Origin of the sequence: Campylobacter concisus (assembly GCA_002092835.1) — a bacterium.
Classification (GTDB): Bacteria; Campylobacterota; Campylobacteria; order Campylobacterales; family Campylobacteraceae; genus Campylobacter_A; species Campylobacter_A concisus_K.
This window is the reverse complement of the sequence record LVWL01000018.1, coordinates 222,767-244,583: the sequence shown is the minus strand read 5'-3', so window position 1 is coordinate 244,583 and position 21,817 is coordinate 222,767. Positions and strand designations below refer to the sequence as shown.

The window sequence follows — 21,817 nt, the reverse complement described above, 5'->3', positions numbered from 1 at the left end:
TTTAACCTCTCATAAGCCCTAGTGGCACGATCACGCTAAGCCTCTTATCGGCTCCTGGGTGTGGAACGATAAGGCGCGGCGTTTTATAGACTTTTTTACTAAAATACAAAATATCCAGATCAAGCGTACGTGGTGCATTTTTAAACGTCCTCACGCGCTTAAATTTACTCTCATAGTGCCCCAAAATTTTTAGAGTTTCTCTAGGGCTCATAGATGTTTGTAAATTTATAACAGCGTTACTAAAATCATCCTGCGCTTCGTAGCCAAACGCCGCATTTATAAGGATCGGCGAGACTTCAACTACATGAAACCTACTATCACTTTTAATCGCTCTTATAAATTTATCAAACCTCTTTGCGCTGTCACCGATGTTGCCACCCATACCAACTAGCGCCTCATACTTAAACTCATCTCTTTTATGAAAAAAGCTAGGGCAAAAACGGCTTTTTACGATCTTTCTTGCTCCAGCTAGCTTCATAAAATCTCGCACCCACCTTCTCTTGCGACCACCACGTCCTCGATACGCACGCCAAATTCATTTTCTAGATAAATTCCAGGCTCTATACTAAAGACCATACCCTCTTTTATGAGCGTTTCACTCCTTGCTGAGACGACTGGAAGCTCGTGTATATCTACACCCACTCCGTGTCCTGTCGAGTGAAAAAAAGCCTTTTCATATCCAGCCCTTGCTATCACATCTCTTGCTGCAAGGTCTATCTCGCACGCCTTAACGCCAGCTCTAGCGACCTTTATCGCAGCAGCCTGAGCCTCTTTTACGATATCGTAAATTTCTTGCATCTTGGCGTTTTTAAATTTTTGCTCCTTTGAGAAGTTAAAATTTTCATCAAAGCAAGCAGTTCTCGTGCGATCAGAGCAGTAGCGATTAAATTTAACCCCAGCATCAAGTAGCAGTAAATCGCCCCTTTTTAAAATTTTATCCCCTGGCAATGCATGCGCCTTTGCGGCGTTTTCGTTTATCGCTACGATCGGATCAAAGCTAAGACCTAGCTCGTTTTTTTGCCTAAAGATGAGTGAAGCGTTAAAATGAAGCTCTTTTTCGCTCATCCCTTCGCCATTTTCACGCACAAATTTAGCAAATTCATCAAAACATTTCGCCCCAAATTCGCTAGCTTTTTTTAAAATTTTTATCTCATCTTCGCTCTTGCAAATTCTCTTTAGCCTAGAAAAATTTGGCTTTGGCTTGAAATTTATCTTAAAACCCTTGCTAAGCGCGTTATACTCGCTTAAACTTAACTCATCAGGATTAAAAACGAGGCTGCTTGGCTTCATCTTTCTTAAAAATGCCCTAACCTCGCTTATTAAATTTCTCTGCGCTAAAAGAACGACCACGCCAGCATTTACGCAGCTTTTTGCCTCGAAATAATACCTCGCATCCGTAAAAAAGTATTTTACACCATCAAGGCATAGCAAAAATTCATTATCACAGCTATAGCCACACTCGTAAAATACGGCGTTTTCATCCTTTAAGATGAAATTCATTGTGCTTTTTGATTTGCTCTTACTGCTTTGATTTGCTCAAAAATTTGAAGCATGCCTATCATTGCTAAATGATAACCAACTGGTCCAAAGCCCACGATCTGGCCTGCCGCAACTGGTGCGATAAGGCTTTTGTGGCGGAACTCTTCTCTTCTATAAACGTTGCTAATATGCACCTCGATAACTGGCAGCGCAACCGCACTTAGCGCGTCACGGATAGCGATAGAGGTGTGAGTGTAAGCAGCCGGGTTTATGATGATGCCGTCAGCATCGCCCAAGCACTCTTGGATCTTATCGACTAGCTCGCCTTCAAGGTTGCTTTGAAAAAACTCGATCTCAACGTCATTTTGATCAGCAACGATCTTCATTTGAGAGTGGATATCCTCCATCTTCATAACGCCGTAAATTCCTGGCTCTCTAGCGCCAAGCATGTTGATATTTGGCCCTTGGATAACCATTATTTTTAGCTTCTTATCCATGTCACTCCTTTTTGATTAAATAGCCCAAATTATACATTTTCGTTCCTAAATTTTCGCTACAATAACAAAAATTTAAGGCCAAAATGGAAATTCTAAAAGCAAAAAAAATAATCACTGGCGGAGAAAATCCAAAAATTTTAAGAAATTCTTGTGTTGTTCTCAAGGACGATAAAATTTTAGAAATTTTAAGCGAAAAAGAGGCGCAAAAGAAATTTAAAGAGGCGAAAATTTATGACTTTGGTGATAGCGTGATCGCCCCAGCCTTTGTAAATACACATGTTCATTTGGAATTTAGCTCAAACGTCAGCACCCTAAAATACGGCGACTTCATAAAATGGCTTGGCTCTATCATCGATAAAGGTGGCGAGCTAGCTAGGATGGATGCTAAAAAAGCGATGAATGAAGCCATAAGCTCGCTGCTAAAAAGCGGAGTTTGCACCATTGGCGAGATCTCTAGCTTTGGCTCTGAGCTTGAAATTTTAGCCGCTAGCCCTCTAAAAGTCGTACTTTTTAGTGAAATTTTAGGCTCAAGCGAGCAAATGGTTCAGCAAAATTTGCAAAATTTCTTAGCTAAATTTGAAAAAACAAAGGGCTATAAAAGCCAAAATTTCACCCCAGCCATCTCGCTACACTCACCCTACTCTGTGCATCCAAAGCTAGCCAAAGCCGCCCTTGAGATAGCCAAAAAAGATGATCTTCTTGTTAGCACGCACTTTTTAGAGAGCAAGGCTGAAAAGCAGTGGCTAGAGCACGGCAGCGGTGGCTTTAAAAAGCACCTTTTAAGATTTAGCCCTTATCCAAAGTCGATGTATGACACGGATAGCTATTTTGCGATGTTTCGTGAGATAAATACTCTATTTACGCACTGCGTTTATGTGAGCGATTTTGCTAAATTTAGACCACATCACAGCGTGACACACTGTGCCGTTTCAAACAGGCTACTTGGCAAAAAGGCGCTAAATTTAAAAGAAATTTTTAAAAACAATGTGAGCCTAAACATCGGCACAGACGGGCTTAGCTCAAATATCAGCCTAAATTTCTGGCATGAACTAAGAGCCGCCCTATTTACCCACGCTAGCCTTGACCTAAACGAGCTTGCCACCAGACTTTTTGTCGCTGCAACGCATGGGGGTGCAAAGGCACTTAGGACAAATAACGGCGAGATAAAGGCAGGACGCGCAGCCGATATAGCAATCTATAACGACCTAGAGTGCGACGATAGCGAGCTAATACTTCAGCTCATACTTCATACAAACGAGGCTAAAAAACTATATATCGGAGGCAAAATTTGCAAATTTTAAGGCTTATTCTTAAAGGAATTTTGGGAATTTTTAAATTTATAAATAACTACTTTAAGGCGCTCGTATTTTTGCTGATCTTATTTTTTATTTTCGCGCCAGATGGCAAGATGAAAGAGCCAAATTTAGCCCGCATAGACATCACCGGCACGATAATGGACACAAGCGAAATTTTAGATGCGCTCGAAAAAGCAAGGCTGGATAGCAACATCAAAGGCGTGCTACTCTACATCGACAGCCCAGGCGGCGCGCTAAGTCCTAGCGTGGAGCTAGCCATGGCGGTCAAGAGGCTAAAAGAGAGCAAAAAGTGCTCGCATACGCTGCTGGCAACATGGCAAGTGGTAGCTACTACGCTGGCGTAAATGCCGACATTATAGTAGCAAACCCAGGTGCTTTCATAGGCTCGATCGGCGTCATCATGCAAGGGGCAAACATCGAAAATTTAGCCAAAAATTTAGGCGTGAGCGAGCAGGTGGTGAAGGCTGGCGAGTTTAAAGAGGCTGGCACCTTTATGAGGAGCTGGAGCAAGCAAGAGCGTGAGAGCTTGCAAGGGCTCGTAAATGACGCTTATATGCTCTTTGTAAGCGACGTGGCAGTAGCTAGAAATTTAGACATCAATAAAAAAGACGAGTGGGCAAATGCGAGGGTCTTTTTGGCACACAACGCCCTAAAGATGGGGCTAATTGACAGCCTTGGTAGCTACATAGACGCTCAAAACGAGCTAGCTAAAATGAGCCTCGTAGATGAGCCAGTCTGGCAAGAAAAACCGCAGATCGAAAAGATAATGGAGAAATTTACAAAGCAAGGCATAAACTCGCTTTTTAACGCATTTTTTGAGACAAAACTTAGATAATCTTTTCAAAATTTATAAATTTAACTACAAAATAATAGACTAAAAGGTTTTTTAATAAATCCTTTTAGTCAAATCAGATGCTAAAATTTTGTAATATTTTTTAGCTTAAACTCGTAAAGTAGATTTTGGATTTTGTCTGCTGATTTTATATCTAAACCAAGATCATTTGCTAATATTTTGTAATAAATTTGCGGGCTATCTTTTAGATTAATTGGTGGTGATTTCGAGCTTTTTGAGAGCTTTTTATCATCTTTTAAAAGTAGCTTATGATGAATAAAATTAGCATTATAAAAGCTAAAATTTAGCCTTTTTGCAAGGTATCTTTGAGCTAGCGTGCAAGGTATCAGGTCTTCCCCTCTAATAATCAAATTTATGCCCATATCCTCATCATCTATCACACTTGCAAAGTTGTAAGCCGGAGTAAAATCTTTTTTGTAAATCACAAAATCGCCCATTTGCTCTGCCACAAGCTTACCAAGAGGATCACCCTCATCAACGCTTAGTCTAATGGCGGTCTTGTCTTTTATAAATTTTAGATTTTTATTTTTACAAATTTTAGTGTAAATGCCATTTTCATAGGCATTCTTTGTAGTTCTAGAACATTCGCAGATATAAATTTCATCTAGTTTTTCAAGTACGTCTTCGTATCTTTTAGCTCTTACTTTAAAGCTAAAATTACGTTCAAAGTCACTTACATTAATTGGACCTTTGTCGTAATCAATTTCCAAAAAATCTAAAACATCAAAGATATTTTGAACAAATTCTTGCCGGCATCTACTAAGATCATAATCATCGATACGTAAGTGCAAAACGCCACTTGCCGAACGTGTCAAAAGATAAGTTAGGATGAAGTTATAAGCATTGCCAGCATGCAAAAACCCACTAGGCGTAGGAGCTATGCGGGACGCTATGCCACCATTTGGTGGCAAATAGTCATTAATCTCTTGGTCTAGCCTCATTTACCCTTAAAGTACGTCCGCCTAGTTCTTTTTCATTTAGCGCGTCTATAGCCTTTTGTCCCTCATTTGCATCGTCCATTTCAACAAAGCCAAAGCCCTTTGAGCGATCAGTTTCTCTATCTTTTACTATTTTTGCTCGCCTTACTTCACCAAATTGTGCAAAGGCTTCCTTTAATTCTGCCTCTGTCGTCCTATACGACAAATTTCCTACATAAATATTCACAGGAGTGTTCCTTAAAAAAATTACCGATTTATTCGGTTAATGTGATAATAGCTAATTTTCGTCAAAAAGATGTAAAAAATCAAAAATTTATTATATTTTTTTGAAAAATATTCTTAAAAGCTACAAGCTCGTATATATAGAACTTTTATAACTATCACTAAACAAAATTTAATCTTAAGTTTAAAAAGAATAATTAAATAAAAAATTATTTTATCTTTATAAGCTATTTATAAAGTAAATCATTCTTTACTTGAAGATAGCTTCATCGCCAAGTAAATTTTTAACTATAAAAAGTGTAAATTCCATTGAAAATGCAGGACCCTTTCCTGTGATGATGTTTTGATCTTTTAGCACGTTTTTATCGCTCATGTAGCCTCTTTTATCGCTTCTTACATTTTCTTCGAATCCTGGATAACAAACAAAATGATCTTTTAGCACACCAGCACTCTCAAGCACCATAGGAGCAGCACAAATGGCACAAATAAGCTTATTGCTTTTATCAAAATTTGCAAAATTGCTTTGAGCCTTGTATCGTTTGCTAGATTGCTAGCTCCTGGAAGTCCACCAGGAAGGACGATCGCATCGTAGTTTAGCTCTTTCATCTCGCGAAGTGTCACATCAGCTTTTACACATATATTGTGGCATCCTTTAATGTTTACGTCATTTAGCCCAATAATAGAAGCTATCGCTCCAGCTCTACGTAAAACATCAACAGAAGTTAGTGCTTCTATCTCCTCAAATCCTTCAGCTAAAATCACAGCAACTTTTTTCATAAATTTATCCTTTACAATAATATGTTTTATTTGTTAAGTAAAATTCTATATAATGTTGGCTTATTTCACAAGAAAGGACAGAGCATGCAAGTAAAAATTATTTACTGCAACTCTTGAAACTATCGTCCGGTAGCTTCTCGTGTAGAAGATGAAATAAAAGCGAACTTTAGTGATGCAAGAGTCGAAAAGGTTATAGGTGATGGTGGAAATTTCATCGTCGAGGTTAATGGAGATGTTATATTTTCTAAGAAAGATCGCATCGGAAATGATGAAGCGAGATTTCCTCACGGTGAAGAGATCACAACTCTTATAAACAAATATCTCAAAGAAAAGTCGGCTTAATGCTAGCTACCGAGACGGGAAACCGTCTCGTTTTTCCCTGTTTTTGACTTACGGTTCTACTATCCTAATATAAAATTTTTATAGTTAAAACATTTGCTTATCTCGCTCAGAAATTTCATTATTTTATATATTTTTTGATTCTTAAAGATTTTACGAGCCGATGTTTGACTATATTTGATTTTTATCGAGCATAAAAAATTTGTGCATTCTATGCTAGTGCTACTTAAAATTTTACAATGTATGAAATGAAGTTTTTGCTAAAGCCAATACTTTTTTTTAAATAGTGACTTTAGCTAAGCATTAGGATTACTAAACGTAAATTTAGTAAGAAAGATTAAACTGCTTTATTTATTTGCACGCTCGATATACTCGCCACGAACAGTATCCACACGGATAACCTCGCCCTCAAGTACGTGAAATGGTATCTGAACTACCGCACCACTCTCAAGAGTAGCTGGCTTTTTACCACCTTGCGTATCGCCCTTGAAATTTGGTGGAGTCTCAACTATCTTTAGCTCAACTACTTGTGGCACTTCAACGCCGATCGCATTGCCATTGTGAAATAAAATTTCAACCATCATGCCATCGATCATCCATTTTTTAACATCACCCACATCCTCATCGCTAATAGCAACTTGTTCATAAGTAACCGTATCCATAAACTGACAATATTCACCATCATCATAAAGATACTGCATCTCTTTTTCTTCAAGATGTGGTTGCTCACATTTATCGCCTGCATGAAAAGTCTTTTCAAGCACTTTTCCATCGATAAAAGATTTGATTTTTGCACGAACAAAAGCTGCACCTTTACCCGGTTTAACGTGTTGATATTCTACGATTTTATAAGGAACGCCGTCGATCTCGATCTTTAGTCCCTTTTTTAGATCGCCCATTGAATATGAAGCCATTTTTTATCCTTTCAAAATTTTATATAACTGCGTATTGAGCCCAAACGCAAGCTTCAAGTGCGTTTAGCCTCTCTAACGTTTCTGCTTTTATATGTTCATCAACCAAGATGACAGCAAGCGCCATGTTATGATCATCTCTACCAAGGCGGAAGTCTGCGATATTGATCTTTTCATCAGCTAAAATTTTACTGATTTGAGCAATAACGCCTGGCACATCATGGTTTTTAAAGATGATCATCTTGCCTTTTGGTTTAAAGTCAGTCTTAAAACCATTTATCGTTACGATACGTTGCTGATTTTCACCAAATACCGTTCCACCTACGGTTACAATACCATTTTCAGTAGTTAAGCGAACGGTAATTTTATTTTTAAAAATGCTATCTCCACCAAGGCTAGTTTCGGTCACTATACCTTTTTCATCGCATAAAAATTTAGCATTTACATAATTTATCGCTTCACCAAGACTCTCTTTTAAGGCGCCCACGATTGCAAATGTTAGCATTGAATTTGCATATTCGCTAATCTGCCCATGAGTCTCTATGCGGATAGCCTTGATCGCGCTTTTATTGATCTGTGCAGCAAGAAATGCCATCTTGCTTGTAAGATCGATATAAGGCTCAACAAATGGCGGTAGATCTTCTGTTTTTATAGGTAAATTTAACGCATTTGGATAGCTTATACCGCGAGCTGCTAAAATAGCTTGCTCCACTGCCTCTACTGCGATATTTCGCTGTGACTCAAGTGTATTTGCTCCAAGATGCGGTGTGACACTTACATTGTTTAGATCAAGAAGTGGATGATCAGTTGCTGGCTCTTTTGTAAAAACATCAATACCGGCAAATGCTATCTTGCCACTTTTTAGTCCTTCATAAAGCGCTTCTTCGTTATAAAGACCACCTCTAGCGCAGTTTATAAGTCTTACGCCATCTTTCATTTTTGCGATCTCTTTAGCGCCGATCATATCAGTTGTCTCTTTAGTCTTTGGTGTATGTATCGTGATAAAATCACATGCTAAAATATCATCAAAATTTTTAGTATAAGTACCGCCCATATCGATAACTTTAGATGGGTCAATATATGGATCATAAGCAATGATCTCCATACCAAAAGCTTTTGCACGAACAGCTACTCTCGAGCCAATATTTCCAAAGCCGATCACACCAAGCTTTTTCTTAAAAAGCTCAACCCCATACCACTTCTCACGCTTCCAGATTCTATCTAGCTTTAGATCATTATGAGCGTATTCAAGAGATCTAGCAGAAGCTAGCATATGAGCCATTGTTAGCTCGACCGCAGCAATAGTGTTTGCAGTTGGAACGTTCATAGCTATTATGCCACGCCTTGAGCACCCTTCTATATCGACATTATCTACACCAACACCAGCTCTAACAATAGCTTTTAGTTTTTTACCAGCGTTTAAAAAGGCCTCGTTTACTTCAGTTGAGCTTCTTGTTATAGCAACATCCGCCTCACCTAAAATTTTTAAAAGTTCATCTTTAGGAGTATTAACTGCATCTATTACGTTTATATCTTGCTCTTTTTTTAAAAGTTCAAAACCTACTGGATGTATCGCATCGCAAACAATGATAGTTTTCATAATTTTACCTCTCTCACACTTGAGTGGATATCATAAACTCTTAGTTCTAAAATGATATTTTGTAGAAGCTTAGAGTCTTGAGTATTTAAAAATATTTGGCTTTTTGCACCATCTTTTACAACAGTAAAATCGACCTTGCTTTTTCTTAAAGTCTGCATCAAACAAAACATTGAATAGATATCATTTTTATCTATCAAAAGCTCATATGCAGTAATCTTTGGTTTTTCTATTTTGGGTCGGTTGTATTCTATAAAAATTTCATTTACAGGCAACACATAATCTCTTTTTCTAATAGTTGCTAGCTCACTCATCCAGTTAATATTGCTGGTCGTGCTTTTGGTTAAATTTTGCTCATTTGTGATATTTTCTTCAGATATTTGGCTGAAATTTATACTTGCAAATTTAACAAGAAAAATTCCAACCAAACCCAATATAACAAATAGCAGGACAACTACTAATAAAAGTACGCGTCTGCCCATTTAAACTAAAGTAATTGTTCTTTTATGATATCGCCAAGTGTTACTTTATCGTCGTTATCATTGATCTCATTTAACACTTCACGCTCTTTTTGTTTTGCTAAACGGCGTATGCTAAGGCGAATTCTATTTTTCTTCTCATCGATAAATGCGATAGCTGCTTCAATCTCATCACCGATCTTAAGTGCGCTAACATCTACACTACCTAAATCTTCTTTGCGGATCAGCGCATCAACGTTATTACCAAGCTCTACAAACACGCCAAAGTCTTTAATATCACGAATTGTTCCTTTTACGATATCGCCTACATTAAATTTATCAGCAAATGCTTGAACTGGACTTTGTTTTAGATCTTTTAGGCTTAGAGAAATTTTTTGCTCAGCGCTGTCGATTTTAATGATCTTTACTTCAAGCTCGTCGCCAGCTTTGAACATATCTTTACATTTATCGTTTCTATCCCAAGATGCGTCTTCATTATGCAACAAGCCTTCAACGCAACCCACTCTAACAAATGCACCAAAATTTGTGATAGTTGTCACAACGCCTTTTACTACGTCGCCCTCTTTGTGTTTTGCCTTAAACTCATCAAATGGCTTTGGAAGTAAATTTTTAAGGCTTACTCTTAAGCGGTGTCCTTTTGCATCTATCTCAATAACCTCAACATCGATCTCTTGACCTTCATTGATGTGATCTTTTGGATTTTTGATATTTTTGTCCCATGAAATTTCAGATATATGTAAAAACCCTTCAATATCATTTCCAAGATCAACAAATGCACCATAAGGCTCAATATTACTAACTGTAACTTTGATAGTATCACCAACTTCTAGCCCATCATTTATGATCTCTTCCCAAGGATCTGGAGTAGCTGCCTTGATAGATAGAGATAGGTGACGTTTTTCGTTGTCGTAGCTGATAACTTTAACTAAAACTTTATCGCCTTCTTTGTATAAAGAGCTAGGATTTACTGGACCTTTATAGCTTATCTCGCTGTAATGCACGAGTCCATCGACTCCACCAACATCAACAAACATACCATAAGTTGTGATTTTCTTAACTGTGCCCTCTATAACGCTATCATTTTCTACTATGCTTGATAGAGCTTCTTTACGTTTTTTGCGATCATCATCTAAAATTTTCTTTCTAGAGACAACGATGCTATTTTCTTCTTTATCAATTTTTATAACTCTTACTTTGTATGATTTTCCAACTATGCCTTCAGCGTTTTTAAAGCCACTGTGAGTTTTTGGTAAGAAAAATTCCACGCCATTTACATCTTGAGTCATAAAGCCACCTTTATTTTTTCCAACTACTTTTACGTCGATTTCGCCAGAATTTTCAGGATCGTAAGCTTCGATGAAAGCTTTAACTTTCTCTTTTCTAAGTGCTTTTTTGTGCGACACTATAGGTCTTCCATTTCTTGATCCAGTTATTACAACTTTGATCGTATCGCCAACTTTATGCGTCAGGTTGTCGTTTGCATCAGTGATCTCAGAAACATTTAAAATGCCTTCTGACTTCTTGCCAACATCAATTAAAACCTCATCGCCATTGATACTGACGATCTTTGCGTCACTATCTTCTTCAGTCTTTTTAAAAGACTCCTCTAACATCGCAGCAAAATCGATATCTTCGATATCTTCGTCTTTTGCTTTTCCTAATTGAACACTTTTGTTCACAGCCATCTTGATCCTTTAAATTTTATTATGCCAGTAGAGGCAAATTAGCTTATTATAGTTAATTGTGGCTTTAGCTAGGATAAATTTTATACTTTTTTGATTCTGTCAACGACTTTTTGTATGATCCAGTCAGGCGTACTTGCACCCGCACTTATGCCACACAAATTTTTACCATCAAACCATGATTTTTCAAGCTCTTCTTCACTTTCTATCAGGTAGCTATCTTCGCAGAAATTTTTGGATATTAGATAGAGTTGTTTTGTATTTGAGCTATTTTTTCCGCCGATGATTATCATCACGTCAGCTCTTTTTGCCAAATTTTTAGCAGCCTCTTGGTTTTCAAATGTTGCGTTGCAAATCGTATTAAAAACACGCACCTCTTTTACGTGAAGCATAAGGTAGTTTGCGATCTGCATAAATTTCTCGACTTTTCTAGTCGTTTGGCTAACAAGTGCAACCTTTTGCTTAAATTTAATGCCCTCTAGCTCGCTCTCTTCAAGCACGACATAGACGTTACCCTTGGCATATGACTTCACGCCCTTTACTTCAGGGTGATGCATGTCGCCATAAATTACCACATCATAGCCTTCTTCGCTCATTTTTTCACAAATTTGCTGTGGCTTTGTCACAAACGGGCAAGTTGCATCGATCACTTTTATATCTGTCTTTTTTAGCTCTGCAAGGTCATTTTTAGTGATGCCATGAGTGCGGATGATCGCCTTTTTCTCATCCTTTAGCTCGTCTATACCCTCAAGTGTTTTTACATTGTAGTTTTTCTCAAGCCTGTTTATCTCTTCGTTATTATGGATGAGTGGCCCAATGGTCGCAGCATCTCCTGCATTTTCAGCAATCTTTATAGCCCTTTTTACTCCAAAACAAAATCCATAGCTACTAGCAAGCTCAATCTTCAACTCTAGCTCCCATTTTCTTTAAAATTTCAGCAAAATTTGGAAACGAAGTAGCGATAAATTCGCTCTTTTCTATCTGCATGCCATATTTTAGTCCAAGTACAGCAAAGCTCATCGCAATCCTATGATCTCCATGGCTATCTATCGTGGCAAATTTAGCCTCTGAACCATTTATGATAAATCCATCTTCAAGCTCGCTAGCATCAACGCCGCACTGCTTTAACGCATTTATCGTGACGGCTATCCTATCACTCTCTTTTACACGAAGCTCTTTTGCATTTATTAGCTTGCTTTGGCCTTTAGCGCAGGCAAATGCGATGGCTAAAGCCGGGGCTTCGTCGATAAGCCACGAGATATTTTCACTAACCTCTACGCCTTTTAAATTTGGCGAATATCTAACCTCGATATCACCGATATCTTCGTACTTGCTTGAAGTTTTGTGAAATTTTATCTCAGCTCCCATTTTTTCTAGAATTTTATAAGCTTCGATACGAGTTTTATTTAGCAAGATATTTTTTAAAATAATGTGTGAGCCCGGAATGATAAGTGCTGCGACCGCAAAGAAAAATGCAGAACTTGGATCATTTGGCACGTCTATATCAAGTGGCACAAGTGGGTCTTTCATCGGCTCTAAAGTGATCTCTAGGTCGTCACGCTTTATATCAGCTCCCATGCCAGCTAGCATACGCTCAGTATGATCTCTGCTTAGCTCTGGCTCACTAAATTTGCAGCCATTTGAGTAAAGAGCTGCTAGCAAAAGGGCACTTTTTACCTGAGCTGAGGCAATCTTGCTATCAAAACTAAATCTTTCAAATTTTGTCCCTCTTATGCAAAGCGGGGCGTTGTTTGCGTTGTTTGCACCATCTATCTTTGCACCCATATCGTTTAGTGGATTTGCTATTCTTGCCATCGGGCGTGAGTTTAAATATCTATCGCCACTTAGTACGAAAAAGCCATCCTGTGCGGCTAATAGTCCCATAAAAAGCCTCATCGCCGTACCAGAGTTACCACACTCTAAAATTTTATTTGGCTCTTTTATCTTTTGTGGCGGCGTGATCGTTATTTCAAAGCCATTGTCCTCAACTTTTGCGCCTAAAAGCTGGACTATTTTTAAAGTATTTAGCGTGTCGCCTGCTCTTAGGTAGTTTCTGACGCGAGATGGCTTATCACTTAAAAGCGAAAAAATCGCGCATCTATGCGATATTGATTTATCCGCTGCGATATCATTAATAGTTAAATTTAGACTTTTTTCTAATGGATAAATTCTCATCTTATTCCGATATTTAGTTTCTCTTTTAGCTCGCTTAAAATTTTATCCATAAGTGCGTTTATATCGTCATCCTCGAGTGTTTTTTCCATATCTTGGAATGTAAATTTAAGGCTAAGGCTGATTGAGCCATTTAGCTTCGCATCTTTATAAATATCAACCGGCAAAAATTCTTTTAGCTCTTTTAGATTTAGCCCTCTTACGCACTCATAAATTCGTCCAGCCTCGAAATTTTCAGGCACGATGAGGCTAAGATCTCTTGTAGTGCTTTGGAATTTTGAGTAAGGCACTGCTAAGACCGGTTCAAATTTAAGCTTAGCAAAATCAATCTCGCAAACATAAGTTTTTGGCAAATCTCTTTTTGCCTCTACTCTTGCATCAACTCTGCCGATATAGCCGATATTTTCGCCATTTTGATAGATGTGTGCTTGTTCATATGGACTAAGATATGAGATGCCCTGGCAAGGTTTTAGTTCAAATTTACCTATGACATTTTGCACCATCGATGCAAATGCGTAGAAATTTGCCTCCTCGCCCTTTGCGCCGTTTATTAGTGTAGGCTCTTTTAAAAGTCCAGACGCAACAAAGCCTAAATTTAAGCCCTGATTTGCATTTTCGTCAAAAATTTCTCCAAGCTCAAATAGCCTAACTGAGCGTTTTGAGTTTTTGATATTTTTCTCGCTTGAGCTTAGAAGGTGATTAACAAGTGTCGGTCTAAGTGTATTTAACTCGTTGTTTATAGGATTTAGTATCTTGACTTTGCATGGTTTAAAATTTAGCTCGTTAAGCTCGTCCTCACTATCAAAGACATAGTGCACGCTTTCAAAAAAGCCATTATCTGCTGCTCTACGCCTTAAATTTAGGGCGTTTTTATAGTCAAAATATGTCTTATTTAGCCTATTTTTCTCAGAGAAATTTAGTGGTTTTGAGGCGATATTGTCTATGCCTACTATCCTTACGATCTCTTCGCAAACATCGTGAGAATTTACTATATCGTGGCGAAATAACGGCACTTTTACGTTAAAGCTTTCTTGCTCAACATTTACTGCGATATCAAAGCCAAGTTTCTTTAAAATTTTAACGACGTCATTTCTAGCTATATCTTGACCGATCATATTTTTAAGCTCAAAAAGAGAGATGCTTAGTGTTATAGGCTCGGTGTTTAAAAGCGACTGCTGTGAGCCAGCAAAGAGATTTAGAGCATCTTTAAAATTGGCAAGTCTTTTAAATAAATAATCCGCACCATAAGCTAAATTTGGCTCGCTACCACGACTTGAGCGATAAATTTGATCACCCTTTGGTAAATTTTTATTTTCAAAAATAGCTTTTGAAACAACATCTGGCTTTACGTAGCTAGCTTCTACTAGGATCACTTTTGACTTCTCATCTACCCTTGCTACGTCACTTTGGTAAATTCCAGCAATGCCTAAATTTTTATCCCCGCAATAAACGACACATTCGCCATTTTCGCCATTTTTTATATCAAAAACAGCTTTTTCGCCTTCACTTACTAATTTAGCGTGATCATAAGCCCTAAATAAAACACCCGTGCAAAATGTCGCGTATTCAAGCAATCTCTCAACTAAATTTGTCTTTTGGCACTCTATTAATGCTAGACGCATGCGAGTTATTAGATTTTCATATAGTCCCTCTTTTAGCTCAAAAGCCTTATACAAAAATGACCCATTTACTTTATCCTCTGCTCGCACAGAAGCTATTCTGCCAATACCTAGTAAATTTTCGCTTTCATCGTCTTCGTGGCTATCTTTCATATTTAGATCAAGCGCTGCACAAATTTCTCTTGCGATGCCATGTAAATTTTGGCAATCACCCCTGTTTGCTGTGACATCAACTTCGATTATCGTATCTTTAAATATCTCAAATTCGCTAAGACTTGTACCAAGTTTTAGCTTGCCGATACTCTCATCAAGTGGCAAAATTCCATCGTTTACCTTTGGAAGTCCCAGCTCACTTGAAGAGCAGATCATGCCACTTGACTCGATACCTCTTAGCTTTGCTTTTTTTATCTCAAGACCATTTGGCATAGTCGTGCCAATAAGTGCAACTGGCACAAATTGACCAGCTTCAACATTTTTAGCCCCACACACGATCTGAAGCGTCTCTCCACCAACATCCACTTGACAAACGCTTAGTTTATCGGCATCTGGGTGCTTTTCTCTACTTTTTATGTAGCCAACTACAATGCTCTTTGGTAAATTTATCTCTTTATAGCTATCAACCTCTAGCCCGATAGAATTTAATGTCTTTGAAAGTGTCTCGCCACTAACGTCACTAAGGTCGATCCACTCGTTTAACCAATGCTTTGAAATTATCATTTAAACTGCTCCAACAATCTTAAATCTCCCTCAAAAAGCGACCTTAGATCAGGCACTCTATGAAGCAACATTGCAAATCTCTCAACCCCAAGGCCAAAGGCGTATCCACTTACATTTTTATAGCCAACCGCCTTAAATACATTTGGGTCAACGACGCCACATCCAAGTACCTCAAGCCAAGTAGTCTGCTTGCACACCCTGCAGCCATTGCCGTGGCAGAATATACAACTAATATCAACCTCTGCGCTAGGCTCCGTAAATGGAAAGAAGCTAGGGCGAAAACGTACTTCAACATCGCCAAACATGTGCTTTAAAAAGCCCTCTAGCATTGATTTTAAATTTGCAAAGCTAACTTTCTCAGCATCCTCTACCACGAGGCCCTCAACCTGGTGAAACATCGGTGTATGAGTTAAATCCATATCACGTCTAAAGACGGTGCCTGGCGCTATCATACGAATAGGCGGCTTTTGATTTAGCATAGTTCGCACCTGAACTGGGCTCGTATGCGTCCTTAAAAGTCTAAAATCATCTAGATAAAATGTATCTTGCATATCTCTTGCTGGGTGATATTTTGGTAAATTTAGCGCCTCAAAGTTGTGAAAATCATCTTCTATTAGTGGTCCAGTCTCGAGCGAGAAATTTAGAGCTAAAAAATACTCAATTATCTTATCCATCGTAGCCATCACTGGGTGCAGCGCCCCGCTAGCAACAGGCTCATTAAATAGCGTGATATCAGCGGCTTCTTTTTTCATCTTGTTATCTATCTCTTGCTCGCTAAGCTCAGCCTTTTTAGCTTCTATTAGCGCGCCAAGCTCATCTCTTTGCTTGTTTAAATTTGCTGCAAATTCCTTTTTCTCATCTTCACCAAGCTCTTTTAGCTTTGCAAAGCCTTGCGCCAAGATGCCCTTTTTGCCAAAAATTTCTACCCTGACTTTTTCCAAATCATCAAGCGTTGAAATTTCATTTTTGATTTTATTAACGAAATCTTGCAATTTTTTGCCTTTATAAATTTTTGAGTCGATTTTATAGAAAAAGAGTTAAAATCAAGATAAAGAGCACGAAATTTAAGCACACTTTGATATAATTTTGCAAAATTTCAAAGGAGCTAAAATGACCATATTTGAAAAGATCGTAGCTGGTGAAATCCCTTGCAACAAAGTGCTTGAAAGCGAGAAATTTCTAGCTTTTAACGACATAAATCCAAAAGCACCGATCCACATCCTAATCATCCCAAAAAAACACTATAAAAATTTCCAAGAGATGGATCCGGTTTTAATGGGAGAGATGACTAAATTTATCCAAGAAGTGGCGACCTTAATGGGCGTTGATAAGAGCGGATACCGCCTCATCACAAACTGCGGTGAAAACGGCGGTCAAGAGGTTATGCATCTACATTTTCACCTGCTTGGTGGAGCGAAGCTTGGCTGGAGCGAAGGCGTAGCTGATCCACAAAGCACATTTTAATAACTTCTAAATCTTAGACTCAAAGCATGAGTCTAAGATTTTATTTTCTTGCAGACTTAATAGCTTCAAGCAACTCTTCAAAACCTACTTTACTTGAGTTTTCGACATCTTTTAATATTTCAACGCCAGGTAGATTTCCTTTATCTTTATCAGCAAAAATAACCATCGCTTTTTCTAGTCCATGATGAACATTTTCATGATGAGCTGCGATACTTGAGAGAATTTTGGCATCTTTTACAAGAGTATTTTTCACATCTTTTTCATACCATTTGCCAAATCTACACTCATGAACATCTTGAATTTTATTAAATTCATTTAAAAGCACGCCTCTATATCCATTTAGCTTCATATTTATATGATCTATTTTTCCATTGCTTACATAGACTTCATTTGTAACATTTAAGGCCTGATTTAGGATATTTTGCGTATTTGAGTTTACGCTTGAGATGTTTCCTTCAAATCCACCTAAAATTTTCATAGCATTTGCAGAAATTTTTGAGAAATTCTCACTCATTTCGATCATTGTATTCGCACTTTGCTTAAGTCCATTTATATTTACTTCTACTTCAAGTGTCGCTTTTTGGGTACGTTCAGCAAGCTTTCTAACCTCATCTGCCACGACAGCAAAACCTCGTCCATGCTCACCAGCACGGGCCGCCTCAATAGCAGCATTTAGAGCTAGCAAATTTGTCTGATCTGAGATGTCTTTAATTAGATTTATAATCTCAGCAATCGAATTTACGCTTCCATTAAGCGAAGAAGCGTCATTTGAAAGGTCATTGCTCATCTGGCTTACTTGCTCGATCGAGTTTAAAATTTCAGCCGTTTGCGACTTGAGTTCGCCTGTCTCTTTGAAAGTCTTTTCATTTAGTCCATTTATACTTTCAAGCATTTTTAGGTTTTCTTCCATTGTTAATTGCAAGAAATTTATACCATCTTGATAACTTGAAAGCAATAAATTTACAGCCTCTTGCTTATCCTTAGCTTGTTCTTTTGGCTCGCAAGTTTTAACGTTTTTTAGCTCCTCTTTAAGTACTAAAATTTCAGCCTTTAAAGCTTCATTTTCTCTTTGTAAAGCTTCATTTTTACTAGAAAGCTCTTTATTCTTGCCATCAAAAAACATTTTTCATCCTTTAAAATTTGTATATTTTGCGTAATTATATTTAAATTTTTACTAGATGCTTGTAAATTTTAATTTTGTTTTATATTTTTTCTTTAAACCACTTTCTTATTTCATCAATCCAATCTAAATTTTTTACGCTATTACTTCGAGCTATCTCAACATATTTTTTAGCAAACTCTATTTTTCTATATCCACTATCTTGATCGAAGAATTTTTTTAGTACTTCTTGCCCACTTGGTTTTAAGTCAAAACAAAAATACGAATTTAGAGACTTGTCTTTAAAATTCTTTTCATCTTCAAGTATGGCGACAATATTTTGGTCTTCGGTATATGTTTTTAATGTTTCAATAAAAACGACACCATCCAAACAGTCCTCTATTTCCGTTTTCATTTCATAATCATTGCTGTTTACATCAATTAAAGACGTTTTTTGATCATTGCTTTTATTCAAAATTCTTTTTGCCACCATATTGTTTTTACATTTGCCATCACAAATAAGTTGCTCACTCTTACCGTCGCTATCTATTAAACAATATATTTTACCCTTTATGTTATCTTTTTCTGACATTGGTAGTTTTAAATACTCATAAATTTTTATAACTTCGGAAGCTCCTCCAACTGGTAGTATTCTTAAATTATTATCTTCCACCAAGTCCTTGAAGTAAAAATCAAAATAAACCTTATCAGAACTACCTTCACAAATTAACCAGTTGTATGGTTTATTTAATCTTACTGATGAAACAATGGATTGCACTAAATCATGCATACTCTTTAGTTGTATATCATTGGGCATTTCTATGTCTTCATCTTTTCTATTTTTTACTATTTGTCTTAATCTTTCTCTATAGTTATATAAGTTAAACGTATTGAAATTAAATTTTATCTTATCTCCATCAACTTCTTTTGATAAAAAATGAGCATTTCCGCTCAGTGTTACAGGTAAAAAACCATACCAATGGGTTGTAATCAAAATTTGCATATTATTTTTTTGCAAATTTATTATCTTTTCAAACTGACTAAAATTATTTGAGACACTCAATGAAGCCTCTGGTTCATCTACTGCGAATATAATTTCTTTATTTCTTATATCTTGACTACTAAGTAGCCCTACAGACACTTCTATAAATGCTTGTCGTTTTTCACCAGAACTCAACTGATCAGCAGATATTTTCTTATTATCTTTAATTTTATGCAAAGTTCTAATAGAAAAGAATAGCTCAATAACCTTTTGAGTCAATTCATTCATGCTAATATTTGTTCTTTTAGAATGCTTATATGTATAAAATTTAAGTTTACTTTCCAGCTCACCAATAAAAGCATTCAATTTTATATTTATATTATCTAAGGTTTTATCAGCTATTATTTCTCTAATTTTCTCATTAATATCGGTACCAATTAGTTTTTGCATATTATTTGTTTCGAGCTTCGTAAACTCTTCTATTCCAGCTTCTACAGGCATATAAATATAAGAGTAATACTCTCTGATAAAACCATTAATATCGGCAAGTCCTTTTCTCAATTTTTCATTACTATCTTCTTTGGCTATCAAATTCTTGTATGGCAAATAAATTAGCCATAATACCATCAAAAGAGCCAAAATGAGCATGCGTTGTACTCAAGTATCCCCTGCCAGACAATACTAGATAGTGAGTCGTCTTATATAATTCATCAAGCCTTCTCAAATTAAGCATCATATTCTTCGCTTCAATGCTCTTGCTTCCTAATTGACTCTCTACAGTATCAAAGTCCCACATGCACTCGCTAATTTTTTCTACTTTTTCCAGTAATTTATTGTTGTTGCCGATTATATTTTTAGCTATATTTTTATCTATTAAATGAGCGATTGTTATATAAGGAACATTTGCATCAGTGGTACTTGCCCCTTTTGTCAAATTCCATTCCCTGTCATTAAAATAAGTATCAAGCGCCTCCAAAATTGAACTTTTCCCCACACCATTATCACCAATGTAGGCTATAAAATTATGATTAATAGTAACTGGGATATATTTAACTCCACCATATATTTTATAATTCTTTAATAAAATTCCGACAATCATTTGATTTCTCCTCGATTTTCCAACCAAGCATCTAAAATTTCTATCTGCTCATCAACGCTTTTATTTGCCGTGCCGCCCTGCGAACAACGTGCCTCTTTTGAAGCATGAAGATCTAAAAATTTAATAGCATTTGTATCTAAATTTTCATCGACACTTTTTAGCTGCTCTTCATTTAATTCACTCAAATCAAGTCCTAAACTTTCAGCCTTTGCGACAGCTTTACCTGTGATAAAATGTGCCGTTCTAAACGGGATGTTTTTTTCACGCACTAGATAGTCTGCCAAATCAGTCGCACTTAGATGCCCAGTTTTTGTAGCTTTTAGCATGTTTTTTTCATTAAATTTAGCCGTTTTTATCATCTCATTTAGGATGGTGGCTGAGCTTAAAATGGTTGAGACACTGTCAAACACACCCTCTTTATCTTCTTGCATATCTTTATTGTAAGCAAGTGGCAGGCCTTTCATCGTGGTTAGTAACGCTACCAAATTTCCATTTACACGCCCAGTTTTGCCGCGTATGAGTTCGGCTACATCTGGATTTTTCTTTTGAGGCATGATAGAGCTGCCCGTGCTATAAGCGTCGCTAATGCTTACAAAGCCAAATTCTTGTGAGCTCCAAAGTATAAGCTCCTCGCAAAGTCTAGAAGCATGCGTCATAAAAACGCTAATGTTAAATAAAATTTCCAGCGCAAAATCACGGTCGCTCACGCTATCCATCGCATTTTGCGTGCAGCCTGCAAAGCCAAGCTCGCTTGCAACGATGCCCCTATCTATCTTATGAGGAGTGCCTGCAAGGGCTGCTGAACCAAGTGGACTTAGGTTGTTTCGCTCATATGAGCTAACAAAACGCTCGAAATCTCTTTTAAACATAAATGCATATGCTAGCAAGTGATAGCTAAGGCTTACTGGCTGAGCGTGTTGAAGATGTGTGTAGCCTGGCATTAGCGTATCTTTGTGGTTTTTTGCCAAATTTGTAAGCGTGGCAATAAGCTCTTTGATGAGAGATGAAATTTCTAAATTTTTCTTCAATACGTAAAATTTAAAATCAAGCGCAACTTGGTCATTTCTGCTTCTAGCTGTGTGCAGTCTGCCTCCAAGCTCGGCGCCGATGATCTGGCTAAGTCGCTTCTCAACTGCCATGTGTATATCTTCATCTTCTAGCTTAAACTCGAATTTACCTGCTCTTATCTCAGATAAAATCTCGTCCAGCCCCTTTATGATCGCCTCTGACTCGTCTTTTTTCAAAATTCCGCAAATTCCTAGCATTTTAGCATGTGCCTTACTGCCAGCGATATCCTCTTCAAAAAGATTTTTATCAAAATTTATAGAAGCGTTAAATTCCTCAAGTAACTTCGAGCTAGCCTTGCTAAATCTGCCCTCCCACATCTTTTTGTGTGCGTTTTTCTCTTCTTTCATAGCTTTGCCTTTAATTAGTTTTGCGTGATTTTAACAAAATAGCGCTTAACTGGGTATTTTAACTATAAAGTTGCAAAAAATAATTTATCTTTAAGGATATGGAAATATAATTCAAAATATAACTTTTTAAAAACTATTTTAATTTCCTATTGAATATAGT

The 21,817-nt window shown here is 37.2% G+C and carries 19 protein-coding genes and 2 pseudogenes; 3 read left to right on the top strand and 18 right to left on the bottom strand.

What is annotated here, in order from left to right; genetic code table 11:
* Position 1: 1 nt before the first annotated feature.
* The 3 genes from A3835_03015 to A3835_03005 are packed head-to-tail and all read right to left on the bottom strand — an operon-like array spanning position 2 to position 1,976.
* Positions 2-478 (bottom strand): 2-amino-4-hydroxy-6-hydroxymethyldihydropteridine diphosphokinase, encoded by a 477-nt coding sequence (locus A3835_03015; protein ORI08525.1) that lies wholly within the window; start codon positions 476-478, stop codon positions 2-4.
* Positions 475-1,500, bottom strand: a complete 1,026-nt coding sequence (locus A3835_03010; GenBank protein ID ORI08524.1) for an X-Pro aminopeptidase — start codon at positions 1,498-1,500, stop codon at positions 475-477. The genes A3835_03015 and A3835_03010 overlap by 4 nt, the downstream gene beginning before the upstream one ends.
* Complete coding sequence (locus tag A3835_03005; protein ID ORI08523.1) at positions 1,497-1,976, bottom strand: 3-dehydroquinate dehydratase; 480 nt, start codon at positions 1,974-1,976, stop codon at positions 1,497-1,499. The genes A3835_03010 and A3835_03005 overlap by 4 nt, the downstream gene beginning before the upstream one ends.
* Before the next feature lie 83 nt (positions 1,977-2,059).
* Between A3835_03005 and A3835_03000 the strand changes: the two genes are divergently transcribed.
* A complete protein-coding gene (locus A3835_03000) occupies positions 2,060-3,277 on the top strand; it encodes a chlorohydrolase (GenBank protein ID ORI08522.1) in 1,218 nt (405 codons plus the stop codon).
* Positions 3,265-4,127, top strand: a pseudogene (locus A3835_02995) (endopeptidase IV). Before A3835_03000 ends, A3835_02995 begins: the two are co-directional and overlap by 13 nt.
* A gap of 80 nt (positions 4,128-4,207) precedes the next feature.
* Here the strand turns inward: A3835_02995 and A3835_02990 are convergent.
* The 11 genes and pseudogenes from A3835_02990 to A3835_02940 form a co-directional block, all read right to left on the bottom strand.
* Positions 4,208-5,086 (bottom strand): hypothetical protein, encoded by an 879-nt coding sequence (locus A3835_02990; GenBank protein ORI08521.1) that lies wholly within the window; start codon positions 5,084-5,086, stop codon positions 4,208-4,210.
* Complete coding sequence (locus A3835_02985; GenBank protein ID ORI08520.1) at positions 5,064-5,309, bottom strand: RNA-binding protein; 246 nt, start codon at positions 5,307-5,309, stop codon at positions 5,064-5,066. Before A3835_02985 ends, A3835_02990 begins: the two co-directional genes overlap by 23 nt.
* 246 nt (positions 5,310-5,555) lie before the next feature.
* A pseudogene (locus A3835_02980) lies at positions 5,556-6,082 on the bottom strand (thiamine biosynthesis protein ThiJ).
* A 686-nt stretch (positions 6,083-6,768) separates the two neighbouring features.
* On the bottom strand, positions 6,769-7,335 hold the full coding sequence (locus tag A3835_02975) for an elongation factor P (GenBank protein ORI08519.1): 567 nt from the start codon (positions 7,333-7,335) through the stop codon (positions 6,769-6,771).
* A gap of 19 nt (positions 7,336-7,354) precedes the next feature.
* A complete protein-coding gene (locus A3835_02970) occupies positions 7,355-8,932 on the bottom strand; it encodes a phosphoglycerate dehydrogenase (protein ID ORI08518.1) in 1,578 nt (525 codons plus the stop codon).
* Entirely contained in the window at positions 8,929-9,411 is a 483-nt protein-coding gene (locus A3835_02965) for a hypothetical protein (protein ORI08517.1), read from the bottom strand. The genes A3835_02970 and A3835_02965 overlap by 4 nt, the downstream gene beginning before the upstream one ends.
* A gap of 5 nt (positions 9,412-9,416) precedes the next feature.
* Positions 9,417-11,093 (bottom strand): 30S ribosomal protein S1, encoded by a 1,677-nt coding sequence (locus tag A3835_02960; protein ID ORI08516.1) that lies wholly within the window; start codon positions 11,091-11,093, stop codon positions 9,417-9,419.
* Between the two features lie 80 nt (positions 11,094-11,173).
* Complete coding sequence (locus A3835_02955; protein ID ORI08515.1) at positions 11,174-11,998, bottom strand: 4-hydroxy-3-methylbut-2-enyl diphosphate reductase; 825 nt, start codon at positions 11,996-11,998, stop codon at positions 11,174-11,176.
* Positions 11,988-13,265 carry a 3-phosphoshikimate 1-carboxyvinyltransferase gene (locus A3835_02950; GenBank protein ID ORI08514.1) on the bottom strand — a complete coding sequence of 426 codons (1,278 nt, stop codon included), beginning with the start codon at positions 13,263-13,265 and terminating at the stop codon, positions 11,988-11,990. The genes A3835_02955 and A3835_02950 overlap by 11 nt, the downstream gene beginning before the upstream one ends.
* Complete coding sequence (locus A3835_02945) at positions 13,262-15,598, bottom strand: phenylalanine--tRNA ligase subunit beta (GenBank protein ORI08513.1); 2,337 nt, start codon at positions 15,596-15,598, stop codon at positions 13,262-13,264. Before A3835_02945 ends, A3835_02950 begins: the two co-directional genes overlap by 4 nt.
* Positions 15,595-16,590: a phenylalanine--tRNA ligase subunit alpha gene (locus A3835_02940; GenBank protein ID ORI08512.1), complete on the bottom strand. Its 996-nt coding sequence runs from the start codon at positions 16,588-16,590 to the stop codon at positions 15,595-15,597. The genes A3835_02945 and A3835_02940 overlap by 4 nt, the downstream gene beginning before the upstream one ends.
* Before the next feature lie 118 nt (positions 16,591-16,708).
* On the opposite strand from A3835_02940, the gene A3835_02935 reads away from it, so the two are divergent.
* Positions 16,709-17,062 (top strand): histidine triad nucleotide-binding protein, encoded by a 354-nt coding sequence (locus A3835_02935; GenBank protein ORI08511.1) that lies wholly within the window; start codon positions 16,709-16,711, stop codon positions 17,060-17,062.
* A 40-nt stretch (positions 17,063-17,102) separates the two neighbouring features.
* On the opposite strand, the gene A3835_02930 is transcribed toward A3835_02935, so the two are convergent.
* From A3835_02930 to A3835_02915, 4 genes are all read right to left on the bottom strand, one after another.
* Positions 17,103-18,185, bottom strand: a complete 1,083-nt coding sequence (locus A3835_02930) for a chemotaxis protein (protein ORI08510.1) — start codon at positions 18,183-18,185, stop codon at positions 17,103-17,105.
* Between the two features lie 79 nt (positions 18,186-18,264).
* Positions 18,265-19,749 carry a hypothetical protein gene (locus A3835_02925; protein ID ORI08509.1) on the bottom strand — a complete coding sequence of 495 codons (1,485 nt, stop codon included), beginning with the start codon at positions 19,747-19,749 and terminating at the stop codon, positions 18,265-18,267.
* Positions 19,715-20,242 (bottom strand): hypothetical protein, encoded by a 528-nt coding sequence (locus A3835_02920; GenBank protein ORI08508.1) that lies wholly within the window; start codon positions 20,240-20,242, stop codon positions 19,715-19,717. Before A3835_02920 ends, A3835_02925 begins: the two co-directional genes overlap by 35 nt.
* Positions 20,239-21,657, bottom strand: coding sequence for an argininosuccinate lyase (locus tag A3835_02915; GenBank protein ORI08507.1), 1,419 nt, complete (start codon positions 21,655-21,657; stop codon positions 20,239-20,241). Before A3835_02915 ends, A3835_02920 begins: the two co-directional genes overlap by 4 nt.
* Positions 21,658-21,817: the final 160 nt, after the last annotated feature.

What these genes read in the sequence shown, in the direction of transcription:
- A3835_03000 (ORI08522.1), top strand. Translation starts at nt 2,060, where the DNA reads ATGGAAATTCTAAAAGCAAAAAAAATAATCACTGGCGGAGAAAATCCA.
- A3835_02960 (ORI08516.1), bottom strand. Translation starts at nt 11,093, where the DNA reads ATGGCTGTGAACAAAAGTGTTCAATTAGGAAAAGCAAAAGACGAAGAT.
- A3835_03015 (ORI08525.1), bottom strand. Translation starts at nt 478, where the DNA reads ATGAAGCTAGCTGGAGCAAGAAAGATCGTAAAAAGCCGTTTTTGCCCT.
- A3835_02920 (ORI08508.1), bottom strand. Translation starts at nt 20,242, where the DNA reads ATGATTGTCGGAATTTTATTAAAGAATTATAAAATATATGGTGGAGTT.
- A3835_02965 (ORI08517.1), bottom strand. Translation starts at nt 9,411, where the DNA reads ATGGGCAGACGCGTACTTTTATTAGTAGTTGTCCTGCTATTTGTTATA.
- A3835_02970 (ORI08518.1), bottom strand. Translation starts at nt 8,932, where the DNA reads ATGAAAACTATCATTGTTTGCGATGCGATACATCCAGTAGGTTTTGAA.
- A3835_02930 (ORI08510.1), bottom strand. Translation starts at nt 18,185, where the DNA reads ATGTTTTTTGATGGCAAGAATAAAGAGCTTTCTAGTAAAAATGAAGCT.
- A3835_02935 (ORI08511.1), top strand. Translation starts at nt 16,709, where the DNA reads ATGACCATATTTGAAAAGATCGTAGCTGGTGAAATCCCTTGCAACAAA.
- A3835_03010 (ORI08524.1), bottom strand. Translation starts at nt 1,500, where the DNA reads ATGAATTTCATCTTAAAGGATGAAAACGCCGTATTTTACGAGTGTGGC.
- A3835_02915 (ORI08507.1), bottom strand. Translation starts at nt 21,657, where the DNA reads ATGAAAGAAGAGAAAAACGCACACAAAAAGATGTGGGAGGGCAGATTT.
- A3835_02975 (ORI08519.1), bottom strand. Translation starts at nt 7,335, where the DNA reads ATGGCTTCATATTCAATGGGCGATCTAAAAAAGGGACTAAAGATCGAG.
- A3835_02950 (ORI08514.1), bottom strand. Translation starts at nt 13,265, where the DNA reads ATGAGAATTTATCCATTAGAAAAAAGTCTAAATTTAACTATTAATGAT.
- A3835_02990 (ORI08521.1), bottom strand. Translation starts at nt 5,086, where the DNA reads ATGAGGCTAGACCAAGAGATTAATGACTATTTGCCACCAAATGGTGGC.
- A3835_03005 (ORI08523.1), bottom strand. Translation starts at nt 1,976, where the DNA reads ATGGATAAGAAGCTAAAAATAATGGTTATCCAAGGGCCAAATATCAAC.
- A3835_02945 (ORI08513.1), bottom strand. Translation starts at nt 15,598, where the DNA reads ATGATAATTTCAAAGCATTGGTTAAACGAGTGGATCGACCTTAGTGAC.